The organism is Olivibacter ginsenosidimutans (assembly GCF_039542865.1).
GTDB lineage: Bacteria > Bacteroidota > Bacteroidia > Sphingobacteriales > Sphingobacteriaceae > Olivibacter > Olivibacter ginsenosidimutans.
In genome coordinates this window covers 1-23,662 of record NZ_BAABIQ010000006.1, presented here as the reverse complement: position 1 = coordinate 23,662, position 23,662 = coordinate 1, and the positions used below count along the sequence as shown (strand labels likewise).

Annotated in this window: 24 protein-coding genes; 5 read left to right on the top strand and 19 right to left on the bottom strand. The window is 40.1% G+C overall.

Features of this window, described 5'->3' with window-relative positions; translation table 11 throughout:
* Nucleotides 1–84 precede the first annotated feature (84 nt).
* The 9 genes from ABD930_RS06190 to ABD930_RS06150 form a co-directional block, all read right to left on the bottom strand.
* Nucleotides 85–588: an SRPBCC family protein gene (locus ABD930_RS06190; RefSeq protein WP_345230842.1), complete on the bottom strand. Its 504-nt coding sequence runs from the start codon at nucleotides 586–588 to the stop codon at nucleotides 85–87.
* A 13-nt stretch (nucleotides 589–601) separates the two neighbouring features.
* Nucleotides 602–1,567 carry an SRPBCC domain-containing protein gene (locus tag ABD930_RS06185; RefSeq protein ID WP_345230841.1) on the bottom strand — a complete coding sequence of 322 codons (966 nt, stop codon included), beginning with the start codon at nucleotides 1,565–1,567 and terminating at the stop codon, nucleotides 602–604.
* Nucleotides 1,557–1,694, bottom strand: coding sequence for a hypothetical protein (locus ABD930_RS06180; RefSeq protein WP_345230840.1), 138 nt, complete (start codon nucleotides 1,692–1,694; stop codon nucleotides 1,557–1,559). The genes ABD930_RS06185 and ABD930_RS06180 overlap by 11 nt, the downstream gene beginning before the upstream one ends.
* Before the next feature lie 3 nt (nucleotides 1,695–1,697).
* Nucleotides 1,698–2,012, bottom strand: a complete 315-nt coding sequence (locus ABD930_RS06175; RefSeq protein WP_345230839.1) for an ArsR/SmtB family transcription factor — start codon at nucleotides 2,010–2,012, stop codon at nucleotides 1,698–1,700.
* Between the two features lie 223 nt (nucleotides 2,013–2,235).
* On the bottom strand, nucleotides 2,236–2,709 hold the full coding sequence (locus ABD930_RS06170; RefSeq protein ID WP_345230838.1) for a sensor histidine kinase: 474 nt from the start codon (nucleotides 2,707–2,709) through the stop codon (nucleotides 2,236–2,238).
* Between the two features lie 184 nt (nucleotides 2,710–2,893).
* On the bottom strand, nucleotides 2,894–3,352 hold the full coding sequence (locus tag ABD930_RS06165; protein ID WP_345230837.1) for a lipocalin family protein: 459 nt from the start codon (nucleotides 3,350–3,352) through the stop codon (nucleotides 2,894–2,896).
* Nucleotides 3,353–3,402: 50 nt separating this feature from the next.
* Complete coding sequence (locus ABD930_RS06160; RefSeq protein ID WP_345230836.1) at nucleotides 3,403–3,921, bottom strand: GNAT family N-acetyltransferase; 519 nt, start codon at nucleotides 3,919–3,921, stop codon at nucleotides 3,403–3,405.
* Nucleotides 3,922–3,999: 78 nt separating this feature from the next.
* Nucleotides 4,000–4,344, bottom strand: a complete 345-nt coding sequence (locus ABD930_RS06155) for a YciI family protein (protein ID WP_345230835.1) — start codon at nucleotides 4,342–4,344, stop codon at nucleotides 4,000–4,002.
* Between the two features lie 167 nt (nucleotides 4,345–4,511).
* The gene (locus ABD930_RS06150; RefSeq protein WP_345230834.1) at nucleotides 4,512–4,934 is read right to left on the bottom strand and encodes a DoxX family protein; all 423 of its coding nucleotides are present in this window, start codon (nucleotides 4,932–4,934) and stop codon (nucleotides 4,512–4,514) included.
* A gap of 238 nt (nucleotides 4,935–5,172) precedes the next feature.
* On the opposite strand from ABD930_RS06150, the gene ABD930_RS06145 reads away from it, so the two are divergent.
* Together ABD930_RS06145 and ABD930_RS06140 are read left to right on the top strand one after the other, a co-directional pair.
* Nucleotides 5,173–5,769 carry an SIMPL domain-containing protein gene (locus ABD930_RS06145; protein ID WP_345230833.1) on the top strand — a complete coding sequence of 199 codons (597 nt, stop codon included), beginning with the start codon at nucleotides 5,173–5,175 and terminating at the stop codon, nucleotides 5,767–5,769.
* A 15-nt stretch (nucleotides 5,770–5,784) separates the two neighbouring features.
* A complete protein-coding gene (locus ABD930_RS06140) occupies nucleotides 5,785–6,312 on the top strand; it encodes a hypothetical protein (protein WP_345230832.1) in 528 nt (175 codons plus the stop codon).
* Nucleotides 6,313–6,426: 114 nt separating this feature from the next.
* Here ABD930_RS06140 and arr read toward each other — a convergent pair whose 3' ends face one another.
* Nucleotides 6,427–6,834, bottom strand: a complete 408-nt coding sequence (gene arr / locus ABD930_RS21830; RefSeq protein WP_425571108.1) for an NAD(+)--rifampin ADP-ribosyltransferase — start codon at nucleotides 6,832–6,834, stop codon at nucleotides 6,427–6,429.
* Nucleotides 6,835–7,389: 555 nt separating this feature from the next.
* Here arr and ABD930_RS06130 point away from each other — a divergent pair.
* Complete coding sequence (locus tag ABD930_RS06130) at nucleotides 7,390–8,373, top strand: aldo/keto reductase (RefSeq protein ID WP_345230830.1); 984 nt, start codon at nucleotides 7,390–7,392, stop codon at nucleotides 8,371–8,373.
* A gap of 53 nt (nucleotides 8,374–8,426) precedes the next feature.
* Here ABD930_RS06130 and ABD930_RS06125 read toward each other — a convergent pair whose 3' ends face one another.
* A complete protein-coding gene (locus tag ABD930_RS06125; protein WP_345230829.1) occupies nucleotides 8,427–9,443 on the bottom strand; it encodes a fatty acid desaturase in 1,017 nt (338 codons plus the stop codon).
* 245 nt (nucleotides 9,444–9,688) lie between these two features.
* Here ABD930_RS06125 and ABD930_RS06120 point away from each other — a divergent pair, with 245 nt between their 5' ends.
* Both ABD930_RS06120 and ABD930_RS06115 read left to right on the top strand, forming a co-directional pair.
* A complete protein-coding gene (locus tag ABD930_RS06120) occupies nucleotides 9,689–10,264 on the top strand; it encodes a hypothetical protein (protein WP_345230828.1) in 576 nt (191 codons plus the stop codon).
* Between the two features lie 2 nt (nucleotides 10,265–10,266).
* Nucleotides 10,267–10,971 carry a DUF2490 domain-containing protein gene (locus ABD930_RS06115; protein ID WP_345230827.1) on the top strand — a complete coding sequence of 235 codons (705 nt, stop codon included), beginning with the start codon at nucleotides 10,267–10,269 and terminating at the stop codon, nucleotides 10,969–10,971.
* A 162-nt stretch (nucleotides 10,972–11,133) separates the two neighbouring features.
* Here the strand turns inward: ABD930_RS06115 and ABD930_RS06110 are convergent, their stop codons facing one another.
* The 8 genes from ABD930_RS06110 to ABD930_RS06075 form a co-directional block, all read right to left on the bottom strand.
* On the bottom strand, nucleotides 11,134–11,505 hold the full coding sequence (locus ABD930_RS06110) for a DoxX family membrane protein (RefSeq protein ID WP_345230826.1): 372 nt from the start codon (nucleotides 11,503–11,505) through the stop codon (nucleotides 11,134–11,136).
* Between the two features lie 204 nt (nucleotides 11,506–11,709).
* Nucleotides 11,710–12,108 (bottom strand): DUF1801 domain-containing protein, encoded by a 399-nt coding sequence (locus ABD930_RS06105; RefSeq protein ID WP_345230825.1) that lies wholly within the window; start codon nucleotides 12,106–12,108, stop codon nucleotides 11,710–11,712.
* Nucleotides 12,109–12,235: 127 nt separating this feature from the next.
* The gene (locus ABD930_RS06100) at nucleotides 12,236–15,394 is read right to left on the bottom strand and encodes a glycoside hydrolase family 2 TIM barrel-domain containing protein (protein WP_345230824.1); all 3,159 of its coding nucleotides are present in this window, start codon (nucleotides 15,392–15,394) and stop codon (nucleotides 12,236–12,238) included.
* A 14-nt stretch (nucleotides 15,395–15,408) separates the two neighbouring features.
* Nucleotides 15,409–16,320, bottom strand: a complete 912-nt coding sequence (locus ABD930_RS06095) for a discoidin domain-containing protein (protein WP_345230823.1) — start codon at nucleotides 16,318–16,320, stop codon at nucleotides 15,409–15,411.
* Nucleotides 16,321–16,456: 136 nt separating this feature from the next.
* Nucleotides 16,457–18,229 carry a RagB/SusD family nutrient uptake outer membrane protein gene (locus ABD930_RS06090; protein WP_345230822.1) on the bottom strand — a complete coding sequence of 591 codons (1,773 nt, stop codon included), beginning with the start codon at nucleotides 18,227–18,229 and terminating at the stop codon, nucleotides 16,457–16,459.
* Nucleotides 18,230–18,298: 69 nt separating this feature from the next.
* Nucleotides 18,299–21,658 carry a TonB-dependent receptor gene (locus ABD930_RS06085; RefSeq protein ID WP_345230821.1) on the bottom strand — a complete coding sequence of 1,120 codons (3,360 nt, stop codon included), beginning with the start codon at nucleotides 21,656–21,658 and terminating at the stop codon, nucleotides 18,299–18,301.
* A gap of 120 nt (nucleotides 21,659–21,778) precedes the next feature.
* Nucleotides 21,779–22,912 carry a FecR family protein gene (locus tag ABD930_RS06080; protein ID WP_345230820.1) on the bottom strand — a complete coding sequence of 378 codons (1,134 nt, stop codon included), beginning with the start codon at nucleotides 22,910–22,912 and terminating at the stop codon, nucleotides 21,779–21,781.
* Nucleotides 22,913–22,980: 68 nt separating this feature from the next.
* The gene (locus tag ABD930_RS06075) at nucleotides 22,981–23,523 is read right to left on the bottom strand and encodes a sigma-70 family RNA polymerase sigma factor (RefSeq protein ID WP_345230819.1); all 543 of its coding nucleotides are present in this window, start codon (nucleotides 23,521–23,523) and stop codon (nucleotides 22,981–22,983) included.
* Nucleotides 23,524–23,662 lie beyond the last annotated feature (139 nt).

Below are 23,662 nucleotides of genomic sequence, written 5' to 3'. Positions count from 1 at the left end.
ATATAAACGATGATGATAGCGTTTACCTGAACTTTATGACGCGAAACAAAAGCGATTAGACAAGGCCTGCCATAAGACACGTTTTTACTTTTTAAAGGTAGACAGCAATGCATCCAACTGCTGAAAATCTATGGTTATACCTTCTTTAAAACCCATCTCTATCTCCTTTTCGAGGTCGGCCAGTGAATCATAGGTCAGTAGCATATCCACCTTGACGTTATCATCTCCCGGAATAAATTTGTTCTCCCATAAATTTTGCGGGAAAGCAGGGTTTATCGTGCCGTTTTCATCACTGAATCCACCTTTCGAGGCAAATGATGCCTCTTTTACGATAGCAATGAAATTGGATTTACTGTAATGCTTTTCGCCTTCAGGACTTACCATGGCATAGAGCCAATATCCACCTTCACGGAAATCCATTGTTTTCGTTTCAGCTCTCCAGGGTTGGGGCCCCCACCATTGATCGAGCAGCTCAGGTGTTGTCCACGCCCGCCAAACCAATTCAAGGCTACCCATAAATTCACGTGTAATGTGAATCGTATTATTTTCTTTATTGACTATGAAGTCATATAATAAATTGCTGCTCATGTTTTCTGCTGTTTTATTGATGTTGAAAATTTATCATCCAATTAATTCCGTATTTGTCGGAAAACTCCCCGAAGTAGGCGCCGAAAAACATATCGGCCATCGGCATGGTAATATTTCCACCTGAAGAAAGCTCATTAAACAATCTGTCGGCTTCTTCACGTGTTTCAGGTTCAATACAGATGTGCATATTGTTTCCCTTGGCAAGCGTAAACCCCATTTCTTTTGGTGCGTCCGTTCCCATTAAAATATGATTGCCTGTAATCGGCAATTCAACATGCAAAATCATTTTCTTTATCTCATCTGCAACCGGCGGATGTCCTGCTTCGGCAGGAATGTCACCAAAACGCTGCATGCCTTTTCCTATAAATGCTGTTTTGAAAACTGATCTGTAAAACAAAAATGCCTCTTCTGTTTTTCCGTCAAAATTCAGGTAAGTACAAACCCTTGCTACGTTACTTGTTTTGTTCTGTTTGCGAAGTTTGAACTGTGCTTCTAGATATTGATCAAGATTTTCAAGCGCCATAGTGAGTCCTTCCTTGAAGCCCATTTCAATCATTGTTTCAATGTCTTCCAATTTTTCGTGCTTCAAGGTGATATAGACGGTGGTGATACCCTTGTTTTCAGAAAAATTATTGGTCCATAAAGAACGTGGCTTTAGGTTATTCTCGTTTCCATTTTCATCGCAAAAAGCGTCTAGCCAAGACAGCAATTTATTGGTTTCAATCGTTTTGTAATCAGCTTTGCACCACATTTTTTCGTCTTGTGGGCTAACCATTGCGTAGAGCCATGTTCCGCCTACGCTTAAATTCAATAATTTGGTTTCGATATGGTAAGGCTTTGGAGCCCACCATTGATCGAGCAGCTCGGGTGTTGTCCAGGCCTGCCAAACCAGTTCGAGGCTGCCATTAAATTCGCGTGTGATGTGAATGGTATTACTCTCCTTGTTTACGGAAAAATCAAATAAAAGATTACTGTTCATGATTGCTATGCTTTAATTGTTCAAGATATTTTTCAAGCCGTTCAAAATTCTGTTCCTGCCCTTCTTTGGCATTGAATACGTTGATGACTGAAATCATTTTCATTTCCCGGTTTCCCGTGCTCTCCATGGATTACTTCTTTTGTATTTTTGCCAATAATTTATCCAGGTTATCAAAGCGGTCTTCCCAAATTTTGCGGAACTGCTCCAGCCACTTGTCTATTTCTTTCATTTTGTTAATCTCAAGTTGGTAATAGATTTCTCTGCCCTTTTGTTCCTGCTTTATGAGTTCGCATTCTGCCAAGATGCGCAGGTGTTTGGAAACTGCCTGCCGACTTGTATCGAAATGCTCGGCAATGGCATTGGGCGTCATGGCTTGTAATGCTATCAGTGTGATGATTGCCCTTCTCGTGGGGTCTGCTATGGCCTGGAAGATATCTCTTCTCATTTTGCTATTTTTTTAAATTATGAAACCAATTGATTGCAAATATATATGCAACTTTTCGGTTTCGCAAATTTTCTTTTATTTTTTTAGTCTAGACCTGGTGAATATACGAGGTTACTTAAACACGATCTTCGCGCTGTATGAGCGTTTCAATGCTGTTGTCAGACAAAAACTCAACGACGGCGAAATAAAATCCATTTACAAAGTGCGTGATAAAATTGTTTCATTAGACATGCAGCTCGATGTTGACCGTTGTACCTTCATTGATTACCGAATCGATCTGCACATTGCCTTTCATCAAGTCCACTCGGTTTTTTATATTGTTCAGACCGATTCCTTTGGAGGGCATTTGGTCTTTAGAATCAAATCCTTTTCCATTATCTTCTACCGTGATCAGTACATTATTTTCACCCTGGATGCATTGCACAAGGATCTCAGTCGCTTTTCCGTGACGGATAGCGTTTGCCAGGAGTTCTTGAATAATCCTATAAATATTGACCTGGGTCTGTACATCCATCCCTTCTTGAATATCTCCTGCCTGAAACTCAATGTCTACCGTGTCTGATGTAAGCGAAATGCAAAGGTCTCCCAAGGCAACTTCCAGACCGGAACGAATAAGCGTTTCGGGCATCATATTACGGGCAATGCGGCGCAACTCGCCGATGGAGCTTTCCAGTTGCAAGATCGTTTCATCGATCAACGGTGTAGTATGATATTTCTGTTCGGAAGATAATTTAAATCGAAAAAAACAAGCCTATAATGATAAGTACGATCTTTTGCATCTTTATAAAGCTTCGCTTAAAGTTCAGCAAATTAAAACAAATATGAAATACCTATAAATAGGAGGTAAATTTGTTGGTTTATTTGTACAATGATCTATAAGATTACTCCCTTTTAAAGTTAAGCACCTCTTTCTCTACAATTTCCTTACCTTCTTTTATAACTCTTTTTCTTTGCTCACTTAATATCATTTCGCTAGCACCGACGAAATCTACGCGGAACTTTTGCGTAAACGAATTAGGTTCAAATTCAACCGTTAGGGTGTCATTTACAACGGTATATTTTCCGCTTCGCTCGTCAAGAACGCCGGAGTTCAGAAATTCCTGATCAAAAGTACCGTCTTGGTTGAAAACTATTCTAATAGTGTTATCATCATCAATCGGAACGGTCTCTGTAGAAGATTTAGTACCATCAATCCAGGTTTCATAAACGTGTGATGTATTTATCCATTTTCCGGAAATGGTAACTGGTTCTGGGTCTTTTTTAGAGTCGCAGGCTATCAGTAATATCGTTACGATGATTAATGTGAATATTTGGGTTGATAAACGTAAGTAGCTATTCATGATAATTTTGAATTTATTAGAAGCCTTGCTTTCGATACGGGCTCCCTTTTCTATAAATCTATTTTATTTAGTTTTATCTCAAAGTAGCAAACATCTGCATGATGATAATGGGCAGGCAAGCTCCCTGCATCTTCCAATTTTTTGATTCCTAAAAAATCAAATCCGCAGTTTTGGTAATGTTGTATCAATTTCTGGTTCTCCCCACAGGTATCCATCCGGATATATTTTTTATCCCCTGCAAATTTTTTAGCCCAATCCACTATGATCTTGACATAATTGTTCCCTCTGAAGTTTGGGTTGGTTGCTATTCTATGAATATAGATGGATGACACACCATCGTCATCCTGCCAAATCTCCGGGTCGCTGTATGTGATTGCCCAAACACAAGCAATTTCGCCATCAATCATTAATTTGAATTGTCGGTTTTCGAGAACTTCTCTGTCTATTAAAGCCCTATCAAATTCCGGCCATTGATTTTCGGTGAATTTTATTTTCTGAAATGCCGTGGCTAAACTATAAAGTCTAAAAATTTCGGGTATGTCTTTTTGGGTGCTATTGATGATTTGCATTTCCTGTTTGTGCTATTTAGTGTGAGGTCATCAACTTAAGGGCTTACTAAAAGTCTGTTTCACGGCCACACTTATTTGTTAATTCTGAATTTGTAATTCTCTGATTTCGGTGAATCCATCAAATTCATAGATCGGGCAACTTTTCATAATTTCAGTCGCTTCATCCAGATCAACGGCATTTAACAATAGGTAACCGCCTACGATTTCAGTGCCGTGTTTATAAATTCCATCTATAATTACGTCACCTTTCCCTTTTATCATTCTTCCATTTAAGGTTAGCCCACTCCCGCCAACTAAATTACCTTGTTGCCCCCAATGGTTAAACCAATTTTTCCAGTTATCTTGATGCGCACTAATCTCAGTATCCGAATGTGCGCCGGTTCTGCCATCAGGTTCTCTAAATAAAATGATAAATTTTTTCATCGATACGCAGATTACGATTTATCTATTACCTGTTACAATAATCATTATAAAAGTAGTTTTTATTTTTCTATATACCGTTGTGCACAAAAAATATTATAGTTTAACACCAGTTAAAGCTGCGCATATTGTGATACTTAGAAAGTAGGATACGGATGCTATATCGATCATTATTTCCTGTAAACGGAACGGGACACAAGCAGTTTATCCAAGCTGAAATCACCAGGACCTAAAAACAGAATGGCAACATATCCTATAAATAAGGCTACGATTAGATCATGATCTCCAAAAAATGTCCAGTGGTGAACGGACATAATCACTAAAGCAGTAATTATTAACGGTATAGTTGCCAAACGGGTAGCTAAACCCAACACGAGTAGCACTGCACAGAACAATTCGGAGAAGATAGCTAGTCCCAGCGATGCGGAACTACTTAAACCTATAAACTCCATAAACCGATCTTTGCGTTCGGCAAAACTTACAAGTTTCGCATATCCGTGTGGTATCATCAAAATTCCCATTCCGAACCGTAAAATAAGTGCAGCTATATTGAAACTCAAGGATGCATTATGTGTTGCAAATAATTTTCTCATATTATTTTTTTTGCAATGCTACTATTTATTTAGAATGATTACGAATTGATTTCTTCCCCTCTCAATCATAGTCGAGACTACCCACGTTAAGCAATCAGATACTTGTTAACAACTTGTATATATAGATTTAGTTGATGTAGTTATTCTGTATATACTTATAAATTGCTTTGAGCTTTGGCCACATCTAATTTTGCACTTAGCATTTCAAAATAAATTGTTCATCCATATCCATTGAAAAATGAGACATTTAGTAATCGTTTTCCTATCATTATTAACTTTTTATTGCAAGGCGCAAAATAATAACTCCTTTATTGAAGTAACAGGCGAAACAAGTTATAAAAATGAGATAGAAAAGTATCAGTCAAAAATAACAATGACCGCAAATGAGTACTATGTATATGAAGAAGATAAAGCTACATTAGAGAACATTGAAGAAATATTTTTCTCGGTGATGGAGAAAAATGGCTTTAGCAGAAATGAATTTGTTGAAAGTGACGATGTTCCTTTCGATGACAACATTAAGCAATCAATATATGTCTTTGAAACGAGCTCGAAAGAACGGTTTGTTAAATTCAATCGGCTAAAAAACACAAAAGGAACTTCAAAATACGACAAGAAGGTAGTTTATAAACCTTTTGACCAGCGTAAAAAAATTATAGCACAAGCACTGGACAGTGCTCGAGAAAACGCGATTGATATAGCAAAAGCAATGGGTAAAAAACTGGGAAAAATATCTTCGGTATCTGATGTATATAATAATTTTTATACGGATTCATATTATCCGGAGAAAGAAACTACTCGATATCGATTAGTAGTGAGATTTGAGCTGGAGTAGGTAACGCAATTAACGATGACAAAAAAAATAATATATAAAGCTTGGATCGCTGTTGGTTTGTATATGGTATTGATCTGTTTATCTTGCAGCAAGACAAGGCCAGAAAAATATATTGCTGTGACGGCCTTAAATAGCAACTTAGTATCTACAGCTTACCGCCCCATGTTTCTAAACGAGTTGATGGAACGTAAGTATAAAAATCAATTGCCAGGCACGAGTGCGGAAGAATATGTGCGGGATAGGGCAATTAAACCTGTGGACGAAGCTATCGAGAAGGTAAAACAGCTAAAAGAAACTGCCGAAACCAAAGAGTTAATTGCTGCGGCTTTAGAGGTGATGACTTATGGGAAAACTATATTTGAGCATGAATATAAATCTATTGCAGAGCTCATTGATAAAGAAAGACCCCTTGAGGAAATTGATAAGGCCATTACCGAGATGTATGATAATACGGAGACAGGAATGGCGGAACGCTTCGATCGACTGGATACGCTGGCGCTGAAATATGCACGGGCTAATAAGGTTCCGTTTGACTTGATTTAATTCGAATCTTTAATACTGCAATGCCGTTGCCCGACAGGCAACTGCCGGAGAGCGTATACTCCCCAGAGGATCAGCATTATGTGCATCGAAAAAATTGGCCACTAAAGTCCCAAATTAATTAATAATTTCTCCTTTGCTGTTCGCTAATTTTTCACGAAACTTTTGAAGTTCGTTGGGTGTTGGCCTAACCCAATCTGTTACTTCTCCAACGATTTCCAAGGGTTCTTCAGAACGATATGAACGCGTGGGGTTGCCTGGAAATTTTTTATCTGTTACATTAGGATCATTTTCATAATTTCCTGTTGGTTTAACGATATACACGCGCTCACGTTTATCGCCGTTTGCTAATGCAGCAGCCAGCCCCGCGCCATTAGCCATAGCGGTGAAATAAATATGATTCATTTTTAGCTCGGCTTTATAATTGGAAATGCCCCCTGCTCTCAGTAAATCGCCAACCTGCAAATCTGCTTTTGTGCCATGATAAAAAGGACCCTTATCGGAAGGGTGATTCTTAAACAAAATTGCTAATTCGGAATACTCCTTTGACTTTTTGGCATCTTTTAAGTCTTCATAGCATTTGGCAATGTTTAAATAAAGCGCTGGGAAAGCACTCTTAACTGTATCATCATTTATTTTTAAAGCATATTCCAAAGCCCTTTGAAGCCATTTTAATTGGTTAGACACCGTTTCTTGGTTTCGGGCTAGATAATGAGCTGCAAGAAATTTTTCAAAGTCGTTTGTTGCTTCGTCCCAAGCTTGCAAAAATAGCTTGCCGGCTTCTGCATGTTTGCCTTTCTCTTCCATATCCATACCTTCGAGGCAGCGTTTAACAACGTTATTGAAAGGTGAAAACTCCATGTTTTTTATTTTATTGGTTAAAATCAGATCGTTTTTGATGCCCAATAATACAAAAATTCTGTATCATCTATTTCTATTTTTGGCCAAATCAGTAATTTTGGTAAGTAAAACAATAATTGGTATATTGATTTTTCATTTTATCTTATGAAATTTGTAATGTAACTTGAGATGACGTAAGAAGACTTAAATCTCATATTACATAACTTAAAACAAAGAGTCATGCAAAAAAGGAAATTAGGCAATAACGGATTAGAGGTTTCAGAATTAGGTTTAGGTTGCATGGGTTTGACCTTTGCGTATGGAGCTCCAACCAAAGAGACAGATGCAATAGCACTCATCCAAAAGGCTTACGAATTGGGCGTTACATTTTTTGATACGGCAGAGGCTTACAGCCAGGGCGAAAATGAAAAGCTTTTAGGCAAAGCAGTAAAACCTTTTCGGGATAAAGTGTTGATAGCCACTAAGTTTGGCTTCGTTGAGGGCGATGCTTCCAAGGGTGTAGATAGCCATCCTAAACGCATTAGAGCCGTTGCAGAGGCATCGTTGAAAAACTTGGGCACTGATGTAATTGATATATTTTATCAGCACAGGGTTGACCCCAATATACCAATGGAAGAGGTTGCAGGAGCGGTAAAGGATTTGGTACAAGAAGGAAAAGTTAGGCACTTTGGCATGAGTGAGGCTGGTGTACAAAGCATCCGCAAGGCGCACGCAGTCTTACCTGTTGCAGCTTTACAAAGTGAGTATTCATTATGGTGGCGAGAACCTGAAAAGGAAATATTGCCGCTGGTGAACGAACTGGGCATTGGCTTTGTTCCTTTCAGTCCGCTGGGAAGAGGTTTTTTAACTGGAACAATCAATGAAAACACAAAATTCGACAGCTCGGATTTCAGAAATACAGTGCCACGTTTTTCTGAAAAAAATCGGAAAGCGAATCAAGCACTTATCGAATTGATTACAGGCATTGCGGTAGAAAAAAATGCTACGGCAGCCCAAATTGCTTTAGCGTGGTTATTGGCACAGAGCCCACGGATTGCTCCAATTCCGGGAACCACCAAATCACATCGTTTGGAGGAAAATGTTGGCGCTACACAGGTAGCACTTTCTGCCAAAGATTTGCAGGAAATAGAAAATGCCTTGTCTAAAATTGAAGTTTCGGGAGCGAGATACCCCGAAAATCTGCAAAACAGAGTAGGTAAATAAATAACCTCTTTGCTTGCTAATGAACTTCATTCTTAAAGGATTTATTTAATAGACTAATCCTTTAATTTATAGCGATTTAAAAAAGCAGGCTTCGAATCATGATAAGTTGTAACACCACCGATCAAATGGAGCAACTTGATATAATACCAGGCAAAATCAATCTGGTGTTTTAGAAAGCCCGAACGTGCACTGCTAGGATATAAATGGTGGTTATTATGCCATTCTCCTGCAACAATACCCGGCCATACCTGATTGATGGACATATCACTTTCATTGAGGTCATAGCCTTTCTTCCGTTTATCTTTCCCTTTTCCATGGCCTTCATAATTAAATGTCCGTACACCAATCGCCCAAAACGCAGCTGCGCCAAACAATGCGCAGGCCAATGCATGTCCCCCGATTAGATAGGCTATTATGTACCAAGCAACCCAGTTTAGCAAACAAGCCAAAATAGCCCGCCGGGGATTTATAATAGAACCCCATTTCTGATAGGCAGCGTAGCTGTTCGTTATAATACCTGTATGTGTGATAAGCTGTACTGTTCGCCTATATTCATCTGCCGTCAGGTCCTTCGCGATGGGCTGGTGGTTTACATCCGCTAGAAAGCAATAAAGAAAGCCCCCCTTCGCATTATAGGGATCGCCTGGTTGATCTGACTTAGCATGATGGACATGATGTGAAATCGCGTAAATCTCTTCGGGAACCATACTGATGGTTAAGTTCTGTGTAAGTATCCTCCAAAAACTGTTTTTGAACCTATATGCCTTATGAGTGCAGTAACGATGATGCCAGATAGTACCGTGGGTGCCCATAATGATCATACTGTACACAAAAGCAACAGCCAACAACCCAATGGAAAAATACTTAAAAATAAACAGGAACAATAACGGCAACAGTAGGATGACTCTTAGCCAACTAAAAAGGGGTAGCCAATTCTTTTTAGACCGAAAAATATTTAGGCGTTTAAAAAATTCTTCGAAAATCTGTTTGGAAGTAGGCCGACTTAATTCTCCTTTTTGATCAGACCATCCATATGATGGTGGATCTAATACCCTATCTAATAATGCCATTTCTTAATTTTGGGAAAGATACTCTTTTTATCCGCTAATAAACTATTTGACGGCGAACTTAACATAACTTAACATTTCTTGGGCGAAAAGTATGTGCGGATGTGCAAAAATGACAAGTTAAGGGGAGTTACGACTTGCGCTATCTAAACAAAGTAAAACCTTTTCCTGCCGGCACCGTTAACTTGTAAGAAAATCGATGGAGAAGTCCATGTATTTAAAGCAGTATGTTAAGAAAAATGACCGTAATGAAACACTGTTTATTGTTGATTACAGCAATACTACTAGCACATGTAGCAAACGCCCAGAAAAAATTTGAACGAGAGACAAGGATAAAAAGTGCTAAAGTGGCTGAAAAAGCGAGGACATATGTGGAAAGTCTTTTCCCCGACTCCAAAAAAATAAAATGGTATTTGGAAGAAAATCTGGAAGGTGTAACCATAGAAGCAAAGCTCAAAGAAAACAGATCAATATACAGTATTGAATTTGACACGCTGGGAACCCTGCACGACATCGAACGAACGCAGAAATTTGACCAATTGCCTATGGAAGTGCAAGGGAACGTAACGGCTTATTTAAAGAAACGCTATAAATCGTTTAAGATCAAAAAGATCCAGATACAATGGACGGGTGATCCGGATGTACTACATGCTTTAATCAGGAAGGGTGATACGGACAACACCTTTACGACCAATTATGAGATCGTATATACTGGCCGGGAGGATAAAGACACTGCATCTTACGAATCGTTATTTGATCGCCACGGCAAGCATATTGAAACAAAGGAGATTATAGAGCGCAACCTGAACCATTTATTGTATTGAACATGGTATTTTTCAGTTATACCTCCAGGAAAACACTGCCCCTTGTTATCATCCTGCTGCTATTTACGGGCTACACCGGTTTTGCCCAGAACAAATTTGGGATTACGCCACAAATCAATGTTGATTTTAAAATCGGCACAGCCTGGAAGGTAAATTCAAAACTTGAAAACCGCTTTGTACTCCACCAAAACCCTTATGAAGGCACAGGAAGCTCTAGTGAATATGATAACACGGGCATTGAGGTTCTTGTGGCACGTAACAAAGGTCGCTTAAAGAATCTGGGTGCGGGTTATCTGGTGCGTCGGTCTGATAAAGACGGATCATTTATCCACCGCGCTATGCAACAATACAGCCTTGGCCAAGAACTTGGCAGCCTTCAACTGGCTCATCGTTTTAGATCCGACCAGACTTTCGAAAAGAAAGAGGCTGTACAATACCGGTTGAGATACCGTATTAGTGTAGAAAAACCGCTGAATGGTTTAAGGGTAGATCCTGAAGAGTTTTACTTTAAAGCCAATAATGAATACGTCGGTATCCTCAAAGACGGAGAGGGCAACCTGGAGATAAAATTGTTAACGGCTTTGGGATACAATCAGTCTGAAAATAACCAGATCGAAATGGGCCTTGATTATCGCGCTAAAAACCTGATTGGAAGCGGAATGGAAAATCAGTTGTGGCTTAGGATGGGATGGTATCATAGTTTTTAACAGTTCTCCTCGAGAGAATAACAAGTAATATAACCTTATATGACGCTGTATGATCAGTGTGAAACGCTTGGCCAAACGGCAACAAAAAGATGCAGGTACTGAAAGACAGTATCCGGATATGGAGTCTTGTGCTATAGAAGAAATTTCTTTCCTATACTTTGGCTAGCTAAGGAGTACTTGGTATTTCTTCCGGTTATCGATAATAACCCACAGATTGATTAAAAACATTACACCAGCGATGGCTAATCCAGACGGCATAAAGGTGATATTATGGAAGATGACGCCTACCATGATGGGCAAAATAACGATGGCTCCTAATGCTCTGGTTTTAGGAAAAATAAATAATAGACCGCCAACTATCTCAATAAACCCTACTAAAGGTAGTAGCCATTTTAACTGAAGGATAGCTTCATTCACTTTTAACAAATCGTCTTCCATGGGTGGCATCGGCATATAATGTAAATATTTATCTAATCCTGCATTGATAAACATTAAGCCAAATAAAACACAGAGAATGGTTTTTACAATTTTCATAACTTATTGATTTACTAATGGTTTAACTATTACAACAAATAATCTTTACGCCTTTCAGTCACGCATGCGCATGAACTGAAACCATAACAAAAGTAGTAAATTGGCACCTACTTAGGAAATGATCAATAAGATACATGAGACACGAATATCAAAACGGCAGTGAACACAACTAGTTTAATCGATTCTTTTTACTTGAACTCGCCCTTACCTATAGGTCTGGTGGTGTCCATTAGTACGATCTAATTTAATTGCTTCTTTTAAAAGTTTTTTTAAAGGCTTTTCGTCAATTTCTTCTGCTGTCTGATAAATCTTAAAAAAAATTTGCTTGTTAGTTCCGCGAGATAGAAAGCGATCTTGATCATTTAATTTGTACCCATACCAAAAGCCTAAAAGAACTCCTTTTTTGATACCTCCTCTGGGAACAGTAGAAGGCCAAATAATACATATACCTTTGTTGCCATAGAAAAATGGAACATTGTAGGATATTTTCTCCTTACAATATTCGGGAAGTGTTTCGGTTATTATCTGGCGCAAAACATCTACGATTATTTTTTCCTCTTGGGGAAGAATAGCAAATAAATCAACAAGGTTTCTAATTTTCATAATGGTTTCAGTCATTTTATCGGCTCAATTTGTATAGTCACGATAGCCGTCAAGTGTATATATGCCTTTAAGTTCTTTTTTACCTCAATCTCTATTCCAAACAAATAACTCGCTAATTCCCTCCTTTTTATTTTGATGGTTGTATTCGATAACTGAATTTGGCCGGTTCTGCCTTCACTATATAAGGAGGCAATGGCCTTGGACCACAGGCATTAGACCCTACACCCAATGTTTGATGGCTAATGCACAATACAGTGGCATTACTCTTAGGAAGATCAATACGGTATTCTGTATTTTCCATTTGCTCGTCACTATAAGGGACTGCAGAGAACTGCAATAAATCGTCGTAGGAAACGATCTTCAATCCTACTCCACTGCTATCTGCCAATTGTAACCAGCGTACATCTTCATGGTTTCCACCTTCCAGAGGCTTTTCATATGGAGTTAGTTCTTTGCGCACATCATTATGATACAAATTCACTTCGGCAGCTCGCTTGCGATCGGAGTAGTTTTCCCATGGACCTCTCCCAAAATAGGTAAGTTGCTTCATTTGCTTGTTGAGAAATAGCCGAACACCCATCCGTGCCAAAACCAAATTGGGATCACTTGGGGTAACTTCATTGTCTACCTGAATCGTTCCGTCACCATAAACGGTGTACTGTACCCGATGTGTTACGGTAAAATTGTTGCGCCCATATCCGGTTAACGATACGGCGATTTTTACTTCTTGTGTATCAACGCTTTGCACCTCGACATCGTCTACGTGCCATGAAAGTACTTTTAAACCGGCTTTCTCCCAACCTTCATTGGCCCACATATCATCTTTTTGATGAGGTGCTCGCCAGAGGTGAAGTACAGGTCCTTGCTGATAGGCTAATAAAGGAACACCCTGATGCGTAATATCGGTAAAGTTACCCAGTTTCTTATTAAATGTCATGTTAAACGTACTACCCTTTATGGATAGCAGACTATCTTCATCTTTTACCGACAACCGGCTACTACCATTAGCAGGGAATATCAAATCTGCCCTTTTGGAAAGGGGCAATTGCAATTGTTGTGACGCTATTTCATAACCCTGTTTTGCCCACAGCTCATCATGTATAAGTGTAAACCAAATGCGCACGAAATATTCGCCAGGTGCACTTAATTGAGCAACATCTATAGGTATGGTCCATTCTTGTTCCTTGCCTGCCGGGATATTTAACTGGCCTATTTCGCCATGTGAAATTTCAGCACCATCTTTACTGAGCATCCAATAACCTTTATAATCTTTTAAATTATGGAACTGATAGCGATTGCGTATGCGTATTTTACCGGTAGCGAGATCTACTGGGATTACGCTGATCCATTGATACGCATGTTTTAACTCGGGATAATGCGGTTTGGGAGAACGGTCGGATGCGACAACGCCTTTGTGGATAAAATAATGGTCGTTCGGAAATTCTCCGAAACCACCACCGAAAGCCAAAATGGGATGTGCTGGGTTTCTCCGATTCCATAAGCCCTGATCTTGGTATTCCCAAACGGCTCCACCTAAAAGGTTTGGATATTTGTCAAAAAGATCGTTGTAATCGCCGATGGATCCCATGGAATTAAACATCGCGTGGGCGTATTCGCATAGATAAAAAGGCTTCGTGAAGCTAGTATCAGTTGCCAGGCTTTCTACCTCGGCTGGTCCGGTATACATCCTACTGTCCAGATCGGCAGGATTGTCCTTACCGATACCAAACCCTTCGTAATGCGTAGGTCTAGACGAATCGATGTTCCGGATAGCTTGTAGAGCAGTTCGGAAATTCGTCCCGCCGCTGCCGCACTCATTTCCTAAAGACCAGATGATAACCGAGGGATGATTCTTAAAATTTTGCACATTGGCCGTATTGCGATCTACAATGGCATCTTTCATCAAAGGTTCTTCATTAAACCGATTGGAAAGACCATGGCATTCTACATTGGCTTCCGCTAGCACATAAATGCCATATTCATCGCATAGTTCATACCACCGTGGATCATCCGAATAATGGCAGGTACGAATATGATTGCAATTGCCTTGCTTAATGACTTCCAAATCCCAGATCATTTGCTCTTCGGTAATAGCATGTCCTACCTCCGGCCAATGCTCGTGCCGGTTTACCCCTTTGAGTTTAATAGGCACGCCGTTAACTAAAAACTGTCTTCCTTTGATTTCAATTTCTCGAAATCCGGTTCGTGCCGATAGGATTTCTTCATCCTTACCCACATTTACGCGCTTAATAACCGTTGTATACAAGTTGGGAGTCTCGGCTGTCCACTTACGTGGATTTTTCACTGCCAGTTTTGTTGCTAAGGTTACCTCTTCCCCCGCAGGGATAGCGGGTAAAATGGTTTCTTTGCTAGCGATTTTCTTGGAGCCATCATAAAGTGTTACATTGATTTTCTGCTTAGCAGACGCTTTATCAGCGTAGTTTTTCACTTTCGTTTCGACCATTAAGCTAGCATCTTTGTACTGCTGGTCTAAATCTGTTTTAACGAAATAATCGCGGATGTGCAATTTCGGTGAGGTCCACAGGGTCACGTTTCTGAAAATCCCGCTTAAGCGCCACATGTCCTGATCTTCCAAATAACTTCCCGTGGTATACCGATAAACTTCTACCGCTACTGTATTTTTCCCGGGCTTTATATATGGGGTAATATCAAATTCGGCTGCATTTCTACTGTTTACACTATAACCTACTTTTTGGCCATTAATCCAAAGGAAGAATCCAGCATCGACGCCATCAAAGGTGATCCATACCTGATTACCATTCCAGCTATTCGGCACATCAAAATCACGCCGATAACTTCCTACGGGATTTCGCTCGCCAAAAGCAGTATATTCTGCAGGAGGCTCGTGCATCACATATGGAAAATCTGCCTGAAAGGTATATCCGATATTTCGGTAATACGGCGTTCCATACCCCAGCACTTGCCAATTGGATGGTACGGGTATATCATCCCAATGCGAAACATCGAATGAGGGCTTATAAAAATCGACCGGTCTTTTCTCGGGCGTGTTTACCCAATTGAACTTCCAGGTACCATTAAGGCTTTGACTTAAAGAAGAGGCATGCCTATTGGCACCTAATGCTTCTGCTAAGTTGGCATAAGGCATCAGCGTAGCATGCGCGGGCTCCTTATGGATGCCAATGCATGTTGGATCTTCTATCTCCTTCGGAATAGGTGCATTTTGTTGGTTATTTATGGGCACATGACCGGCTTGTACGGATTGCTGTAAGATGACGGCAAAAAAGAATGAAAAATATGACTTCATTATATGTTAATTATTTAAAATGCTCCTAATTCTGCCAAATGTACATAACTGGCATTGTAGCTCGAATTTATAATAAATTTAAAATATCGTGCTTGTTTAAATCCCGACAGGAAATTCTTTTGCTCCTGATCATTATCTGGAAGCGTTAGCTCTCCTGCGGGTTCCCAAGTAATATTATCCAGACTGGTCTCCATTGCTACATCTTGGGGTTTACCATCATTATCACCCAAACGTGCCTTTGTAATGATACCATGAAGCTCTTTCTCCTCGCCCATATCAATCACCAAATAATGCGGAGGCCCGGGAGAAGCGCCCTGCCACTGAGAATGCCAAAAGCTTTCCGGATTACCATCAATGGCAAAAAGGGCTTTACCATTGTCCGGTCCTTCGCCATTAGCCTCCTCTGAAGAGAAATCGATTACCTTCCAGTTCGATTTATCATAAGCCGTATAATCATCCAGATTGGGCTCTACCCTTATCAGGAAAAAGGTTGTTTTTAAGGCTGGGTTTATCTTTAAATCAGGAGAAGAGAGACTAATCGGCAAAATATAGTTTTTCAATACCTCCATGGCATGCTCGCCTTTAGTGATGAAAGAAACCTTTTGTGGTTCTGTTCCCAAGGTTCCCTTTTTAATCATGGTTTCCGTACTGCTGAGGGTATAACTTTCCTTTGGTAACAGCTCATAATTGGTTTCATTAGCGTTGTTAAAGCTATCAATTACCGCTGCATCTACCGAAAACTGTATTTTCAAATCGCTACTGGGATAATTTATTCCGCCGTAGTATGCTCCATAAATGGCTTCTTGCGGTTCATCTGAAACAACGAGATTTTTTGAAATGGGCCCATCTACAGCTTGCGGCATGTACAGTTGGATATAATCTTCTTCAGACTGTGGCGGTAAATCTACCTTATCGCTGCACGACATTATGGATAGAAAGACTATGCCGGATACGCAAAAGTGTAAGCAAGACCTGCTCATTATGTTCATTTTCTTTTTCATTGCATTATGAATTATGCTATTTGTTCCCCCTTATGGGGTGTTCATGTTCTAGATTAATTTTTTACCATCCGGGATTTTGCACTAACAAATGTGATCTGTCCATTTCATATTGGCTAATTGGAAACCACCAATAGGAAGATCGGAAAATATGATTCGTGGCTACAACACGTTTAAAAAAACCTTCACCATCCTGATTAATGTCCATACCATGCAATTCACCCATTACTTGCGAAACGATCATCCAACGACGGATATCGAACCACCGATGAGATTCAAATGCTAATTCTACTCTTCGTTCTTGATGAATTTTTTCGCGCATTGCCTCTTGGCCTGCAGGTACGGGAAGTGCATTTGCACCAGTACCATATGATGGAATACCAGCCCGTTCGCGCACCAGGTTGAGGTATTTCAAAATATCGGGATCGCCAGGATTATATTCGTTCAGTGCTTCCGCATAGTTCAGGTAGATTTCAGCTAAACGGAACAAAGCTAAAGGTCGGTTTTGGCGTTGTCCATTTCCACCAGAACCAATATTCGTTTGTGTGCCCACATTTTTCCGCACCAGGTATCCTGTTCTACTCCAGTCTGTTGCATGCCCCCGCCGCCCATTGGGTCCGGAATAATAAAAAGAGATGGGTTCTGCCTTAGTCATATTTCCTCCCTGAAATATACTATTATGGTAAGTTACCGAAGCATAGAACCGTGGCTCGCGATGCAGATACATGTTGAAAACTTCATTTCCGTCTACCGTGGTAAATCCAGTTTCATCATATAAAGCCGATTCGGTAATCGATTTTCCATCTTCCATAAAATAAGCATCTACCATCTCTTGGGTAGGGGCAATTCCACACCATCCGCCTGCCTGTCTGGGCATACTATTTACATCCCATCCGGTTAGGTCATTACTTTTCCTTACAAAAATCTGCTCACTGTTCCAAGCTTGGAAGAATGTTCCCTCGATAGATTTCAAGGGGTCTCCAGAAGGATCTTTATACAGCTGGTAAATTCCCAGATCAATTAGCTCCTTACTCGCATCAGCTGCCCGTTTCCATTTCTCCACATTAACCTGCTGATTAATAAAAGGGGTTCCGTCATTATTTTTGAAGTTAGCCATTGTCTTATTGCCGTTGTAAAGCGGACTGGCAGCATATAACAATAAGCGTGATTTAACCGCATAGCACATCCCTTTGGTTGCGCGCCCGTATTCTGCATCACTCACTTGTCCGTTTCTTTCTGGACGAAGTGGAAGCACCGCCGCCGCCTGATCGAGTTCTGACGCGATGTAATCGACACAGTCATCCACCGTGCTGCGCGGCAATTGCATATCTACAGCTGTAGCATCCGCTGGAAGTTCCTCGTCGCCAATGATCACGAAAGGCCCGAATTGACGAAACAATAAAAAGTAATAATAAGCACGCAAAAAGCGTGCTTCTGCTTTATATTGGTCTATTAATTCCTGTCCGTTTAACGAACGGATTTCTTCGTTCTCATCGATGTGATTAATGAAATAGGTTGCGGCCCGAATCCCTTTATAATATGGACCCCAAAAATCGAAAAGCACAGCGGTAGCGCTTATATTTCCAATATTGAAATCGTAGGTTGGATATTTTGTCCAAGTGACATCCATTTCGTCATTCGTAGCTCCCCACGGCTGGCCTTGCCATTGGGCAGCTTCGTCAGGTATATAACTGTAAACATTGGCAAGATACTCTTCTGACGCTTGCTTCTTTTTGAAAACCTCTTCTATAGTAATCCGATCATCGGGTATTTGATCAAAATAATCGGAACAAGCAGTCAGGGCTAATCCGATGAGCAGTGAATATAAAAATGGCATAACGGATTTTAACTGACGTCCGTGCCTATATATGCAAAAATGATATCTAGTCATAATAAAGAATGGTTATTATTTAAAAATGAAACGAACACCTAGGTTGTATGTCTTTGTTAACGGATACGCGGCACCACGACCATCGCCCAGTTCGACGTCCCACAACTTGAAACCACTGAAGGTCATCAAATTATATCCGATGAAATAAATATCGAAACTATTTATTCCTATTTTGTTCAGCCAATCTTTATTGGCCAGCGTATAGTTCAACTGTAAGGTCTGCAAGCGCATAAAAGCACCGTTTTTTAACCACCATGTACTATTGGCATAGTTCATATTATCGTTTCCGTAGGTAAGTCTCGGGTAAAAAGGTGTTGGATTGGCATTATCAGGAGTCCAGCGATCTGTAACTTCAGCCAGCAAATTTCCACGTTCTCCACCTTGGCTGAATGGTCGGAAACCATCACCGTTTAAACTAATGTCTACATTGCTAATACCTTTGAACCAAGCAGCAAGAGACCAGTTTTTCCAGGTCAACGTGGGTCCGAAACCATAAACAATCTCCGGAATGCTACCATATCCGATCGGCACACCATCATACGAGTCAATTTTGCCGTCGCCATTTACGTCTTTATACTTAATATCACCAGCTTTGTTTGTTCCTGTTTGTAGCGGACTATTTGCTACTTCTTCATCCGACTCAAATAATCCCAAGGCCTCATATCCAAAACGTTGTCCGAATTTGCGACCAATACGCTGTTGCCAAGGATAGGGCCAAGGTGCGTTAGCGTCATTGATTACAACAGCCCTGTTCCAGGTTATATTTCCGCGGAAGCCGATGCTCCAATCTTCGCCCAAACGCTTATTGTATTCTAAAGTGGCGTCTATTCCTTTATTGTGCACCTCGCCTAAATTGGCGTAGGGTAATTTCCGTAGCCCCACGTAATTGGGAACATCTCCACGCTCCCGGAAAATGCCGGTACGAACTTCTCTGAAAACATCGGCTGTGAGCGACAGACTATTGTCTAGTGCTTTCAGTTCAATTCCTGCGTTAAATTTCTTGGCCCGTTCCCAGCTTACCGAAACAGCATAATCGCCAATATCCCGACCATCGAAATTGTTATCTATGCCGTTCTGACCGAAAGAATATCCCCCATTTCCACCATCAACAGTAGAAATATAGGCAAAACGCCTACCCCCAATGTCACTGTTTCCTACAACACCATAAGACAAGCGTACTTTGGCAAACTGAAGAGCCTTGGCTAAGGGTTCAAAAAATTTCTCTTCCGATAAAACCCATCCTAATCCATAAGATGGGAAGAAGCCAAAACGATGTCCCGGAGCAAAAGTTTCTGAGCCATTATATCCAAAATTTACTTCTGCCAAGTACTTATTATCATAAGCATATGTCCCACGCCCCACCAAACCCATATACCGGTAAGGGATAGACCCTATAAAATCGCCAGCAAAAGCATCCTCTCTATCCGTTTGGTTAAAAAGAACCAAACCGGAAAAATCATTTTTTCCGAATGTATTTTTATAATTAATCGCGGCTTCTGTATAGAACTGCCTCGAGCCGCCATTGCTTCTATCATATCCTAAATAATCACTTCCAATACTCGTTTGCTCAAAAATTAAATTCCCTTCACTATCCCTCCCTTTGGCTAAAAAACCATTTACCGACTTGGTTCTTCTAATCTCATGTTCATTATAGTTATCAAAAGAAAACATGGCAGTAGCCGACAATCCTTTTAACCAAAAATCCAAATCTTGTGTTACCCGAATGTTACTCCACAATTGGCTTTTAAACTCAGAAGCATATCCGGTTTGGGTTAGTTGATTATAAGGATTATTAATATCACCTGTACGTATCTGCGAATGGGTGCCGTCCGAATAAACGGCTGGAATGAGAATGGGCGGCATCACGTAGGCAGAACTCCAAATATCACTTGCAGATGTCCCCGGAAAATTGCTTTTTGATATCCAGCCAGAAGCACCAAAATCTATTTTGGTTGTCTTTGAAACTTGTAGATTTAAGTTTGAGGTAAAATTATAACGCGTAAACTTTATCTGGGCATTATATTTAGCTAATTCGTCTGTTTTATACATCCCTGACTCGTCGTAATACCCCACAGATAAGTAATACTGCGCTTTTTCTGCACCGCCACTGGCATTCACACGGGCACGTCTATTTTCGCCGGTATTGTTGAAAAGCGTAGTAAACCAATTAACATTAGGATAGAGATCGGGATCTTCTCCGGATAAGGTCTTTTGAATCTGTTCATCGGTATAGGGTAATTTATTGTCATTCGGATTACTGTTTTGATAAGCCTCATTGGCAATGCGCATATACGTCACACCATCTGCAAAGGATGGAACTTTGGTAAACTGCGTAATTCCCTGATCGTATTGTGCATTTATAATGGGTTTGCTGATTTTGCCTCTCTTGGTCTGTATGAGAATGACACCGTTAGCACCACGCACACCGTAAACTGCCGTGGCCGATGCATCTTTCAGTATGCTAAAGCTTTCGATATCTTCCGGGTCGATATTATTAAAGGATCGTTCTACCCCATCTACCAGGATGAGCGGACTGCTACTGGTAAACGTAGAAATACCCCGTATGTAGATCTCCGAATTATCGTATCCTGGCTCGCCACTCCGCTGTACACCAATAATACCGGCAATACGACCGGCCAATAGATTGCTGATATTTGATATGGGCTGCTTCAGGTCTGTTGCCTTCACCGAGCTTTGGGCACCGATGGTTGTCAGCTTTTTCTGTTCGCCATAACCTACCACAACAACCTCTTCCAGTTCCTTGTTCAAGGCCGGTTGCAGGTTAACATTGAAAACCCTCCGTTCTTCTATGGGCAAGGTTATCGTTTCATATCCTACATACGAAAACCTCAAGCTGTCCTCCTCATTTTCCAATGCTAGTTTAAAGTTTCCCTGCGCATCGCTTGTTGCTGAGCGGTCTGAGAATAAAGACAAGATGCTCACGCCGGGTAATGCCAGGTTTTTTTCATCCAATATTTTACCTGAAACCTGAAAATTTTGGCGCTTTGAGGCAACCTCTGTGGAAGAGCGCTCCAATAAGACAACATGGCCGTCCATCTCTTTAAAACTGAGATTTCTCCTCTCTAATAAGGTACGGAGAACTGACCGAAGGGGTGTCTTTACAAAATTTGCAGCAACAGTCTCTTTTACATCCAGCACGTCATTACTATAAAATATAGTATAACCCGTTTGCTTTTTAATCTCATCAAAAATTTGCTTAATGGTTGTCTGTTGAGCGCTAAAGGATATTGGGTCCGTTAATCCTGTTTTTTGAGCCTGCGCTCGTGTGGTAAAAATTAGCAGAAAAAAACAACAAAAATAAAACAGATTATTCCCACTGTTTTTCCAAACCTGGCTGGTTAGTCGTCTATTCATAATAAGTAATCAGTTTAGCTTTTTAAACTAATTACACCAGTTTTCACTAAATGGGTGAGCAGCCTTAGGTTTTTTTACTTAATCTTCCGAACGATATTTGCCATTGCTAGTTCGAGCTTTCTATCGCCGACTAATATACACGGCGTTATTTTTTAACTCGCATTTTACTCCTGCAGAACCTGTCACGTATTTAATAAACGATGGTAGTTTATCTTTTTCAATAAGTCCAGAAATTCTTTTTTTAGCTATCGATTTGTCTGAAAAGACAACTTCCTTATCAAACCATCTAGGTAAGATATTCTTTAGTTCTTCCAAAGGCATATCGTAGAAATACAGTACACCGTTTAGCCAAGATATCCTGTTTTCCTGCTCAAATGCTTGCATGTACAAACCTGTTTCTTTATTGTAAACCGCTTCAAAACCAGGTTTTAATGTAAGCGCTTTCCCATCTGCTGTTTGAATATTTACCTTACCGGAGATCAAGGAAGTACAAAATAAGTTCTTGTTATAAGTGTTTACATTAAAGGTTGTACCCAGAACGTGTACTTTGGCCAAAGGTGTGTGGACAATAAATGGTTGATCAGCATGGGGAGCAACATCAAAATAAGCCTCTCCTTCAACATAAACTTCCCGTTGGCTAGCGATAAATTTAGCAGGAAATCTCAATTTTGACTGGGCATTTAGCGTCACCTCTGTACCATCGGGCAGGGTTATATGGTAATCTCTTTTATTGGGTACAATGAGTGTATTTAAGTCGGCCGCGTTACTCCCCGCAACTGATTCTATTTTATTTTGGGACAGCTTTATTTGGATACCACCGATGGTTAAAGATTGTTTTTCTTGTTTGTCTAATAGAACTGTTTTACCGCCAGAAAGTATCAACTTCACTTGTTCGTTACTTTTTGTAGCTACAGCTTGTGAAGGATTGGATATGGTATAGAAATAAATAAAATAGGAGCAAGTTAGCAATAATGCTAGCGATGCCGCGATAAACAACACGCGTTTTAATGAGTTGGGCTGTTTTTTTTGTTGTTCCTGTGCCTTCACCTTATCTAACTGTGTTTGGATATCGATGGAGTGTAGCGTATTCTCCAAATCTAACGATTGTCCCTTTTTAGTTAAAGAATCCCAGATTGACCTGCTCTCTTCATCTCGCTGAATAGATTGCTCCAATTTCTCCATATCGGCATCAGAAATAATTCCCGATAGCTTCTCCAAATATAATCGTTGGATTTCCTCAAATTTGGCAGGCATAGGTGTCATATTTTTTTGTTTCAAATGTTCTTCTACTCAATACGTAGACCATCCGTATCGTGTAAAGCTTATTTTATCCGTATACGTAAATTTCTTAATCCTGTTTTCAAATGTGATTTTAAGGAATTTATACTAATTCCCATTAAATCAGCCGCCTCTTGATATTTACGAGCCTGCATATAAACGATCTTTAACGCCCGCTGTTGCTGATTAGGCAACTCGTTTAATGCCTGTTTTAAATGACAGATTTGTTCATTGGGTTCTTCAATCTTCTCAAAAGAATCTTCCCAATTGATCAAGTAATGCTCTTGCCGTTTAAGTTTTTTCTCCGTATCTCGAAGATAATTCAGCGCCCGGTTGCGTATAGATCGGTAAAGATAACCTTTCATATCATCTTCTAGCATAAGATATTGCTTATTCACCCAAAGGTCAATAAAAAAACTTTGGACCAAATCCTCGGCTGCCTCCTTGTCTTGTATAATAAAGAATGCTTTGACAAATACGAATTTGTAAAACTTGGTGAATATAAAATCAAAAACCTCTTGGTTCTGTTTTTTGGTTACATCCTGTTCAACATCCATGTGATAGGTCAAATAATCGTTTCGGTTCAAACTTAGATAAATTTGAGGAAATATAGAAAAAATTACATTGTTGTCCGGTTAAATTCCCAATGTTCTTACAAAACATGCTTGGTTTCACTTGATCGCTGTTTTTCTGTTTAATGTCGATAGCATGGTCATGTCTGAAAGA

Coding starts and splice junctions, on each gene's coding strand:
- ABD930_RS06125 (WP_345230829.1), bottom strand. CDS start 9,443: ATGGCATTATTAGATAGGGTATTAGATCCACCATCATATGGATGGTCT.
- ABD930_RS06160 (WP_345230836.1), bottom strand. CDS start 3,921: ATGCAAATCATCAATAGCACCCAAAAAGACATACCCGAAATTTTTAGA.
- ABD930_RS06155 (WP_345230835.1), bottom strand. CDS start 4,344: ATGAAAAAATTTATCATTTTATTTAGAGAACCTGATGGCAGAACCGGC.
- ABD930_RS06115 (WP_345230827.1), top strand. CDS start 10,267: ATGGTATTTTTCAGTTATACCTCCAGGAAAACACTGCCCCTTGTTATC.
- ABD930_RS06145 (WP_345230833.1), top strand. CDS start 5,173: ATGAGACATTTAGTAATCGTTTTCCTATCATTATTAACTTTTTATTGC.
- ABD930_RS06150 (WP_345230834.1), bottom strand. CDS start 4,934: ATGAGAAAATTATTTGCAACACATAATGCATCCTTGAGTTTCAATATA.
- ABD930_RS06120 (WP_345230828.1), top strand. CDS start 9,689: ATGAAACACTGTTTATTGTTGATTACAGCAATACTACTAGCACATGTA.
- ABD930_RS06130 (WP_345230830.1), top strand. CDS start 7,390: ATGCAAAAAAGGAAATTAGGCAATAACGGATTAGAGGTTTCAGAATTA.
- ABD930_RS06190 (WP_345230842.1), bottom strand. CDS start 588: ATGAGCAGCAATTTATTATATGACTTCATAGTCAATAAAGAAAATAAT.
- ABD930_RS06110 (WP_345230826.1), bottom strand. CDS start 11,505: ATGAAAATTGTAAAAACCATTCTCTGTGTTTTATTTGGCTTAATGTTT.
- ABD930_RS06140 (WP_345230832.1), top strand. CDS start 5,785: ATGACAAAAAAAATAATATATAAAGCTTGGATCGCTGTTGGTTTGTAT.
- ABD930_RS06180 (WP_345230840.1), bottom strand. CDS start 1,694: ATGGAGAGCACGGGAAACCGGGAAATGAAAATGATTTCAGTCATCAAC.
- ABD930_RS06185 (WP_345230841.1), bottom strand. CDS start 1,567: ATGAACAGTAATCTTTTATTTGATTTTTCCGTAAACAAGGAGAGTAAT.
- ABD930_RS06100 (WP_345230824.1), bottom strand. CDS start 15,394: ATGAAGTCATATTTTTCATTCTTTTTTGCCGTCATCTTACAGCAATCC.
- ABD930_RS06095 (WP_345230823.1), bottom strand. CDS start 16,320: ATGTCGTGCAGCGATAAGGTAGATTTACCGCCACAGTCTGAAGAAGAT.
- ABD930_RS06090 (WP_345230822.1), bottom strand. CDS start 18,229: ATGCCATTTTTATATTCACTGCTCATCGGATTAGCCCTGACTGCTTGT.
- ABD930_RS06165 (WP_345230837.1), bottom strand. CDS start 3,352: ATGAATAGCTACTTACGTTTATCAACCCAAATATTCACATTAATCATC.
- ABD930_RS06080 (WP_345230820.1), bottom strand. CDS start 22,912: ATGCCTGCCAAATTTGAGGAAATCCAACGATTATATTTGGAGAAGCTA.
- ABD930_RS06175 (WP_345230839.1), bottom strand. CDS start 2,012: ATGAGAAGAGATATCTTCCAGGCCATAGCAGACCCCACGAGAAGGGCA.
- ABD930_RS06105 (WP_345230825.1), bottom strand. CDS start 12,108: ATGAAAATTAGAAACCTTGTTGATTTATTTGCTATTCTTCCCCAAGAG.
- ABD930_RS06085 (WP_345230821.1), bottom strand. CDS start 21,658: ATGAATAGACGACTAACCAGCCAGGTTTGGAAAAACAGTGGGAATAAT.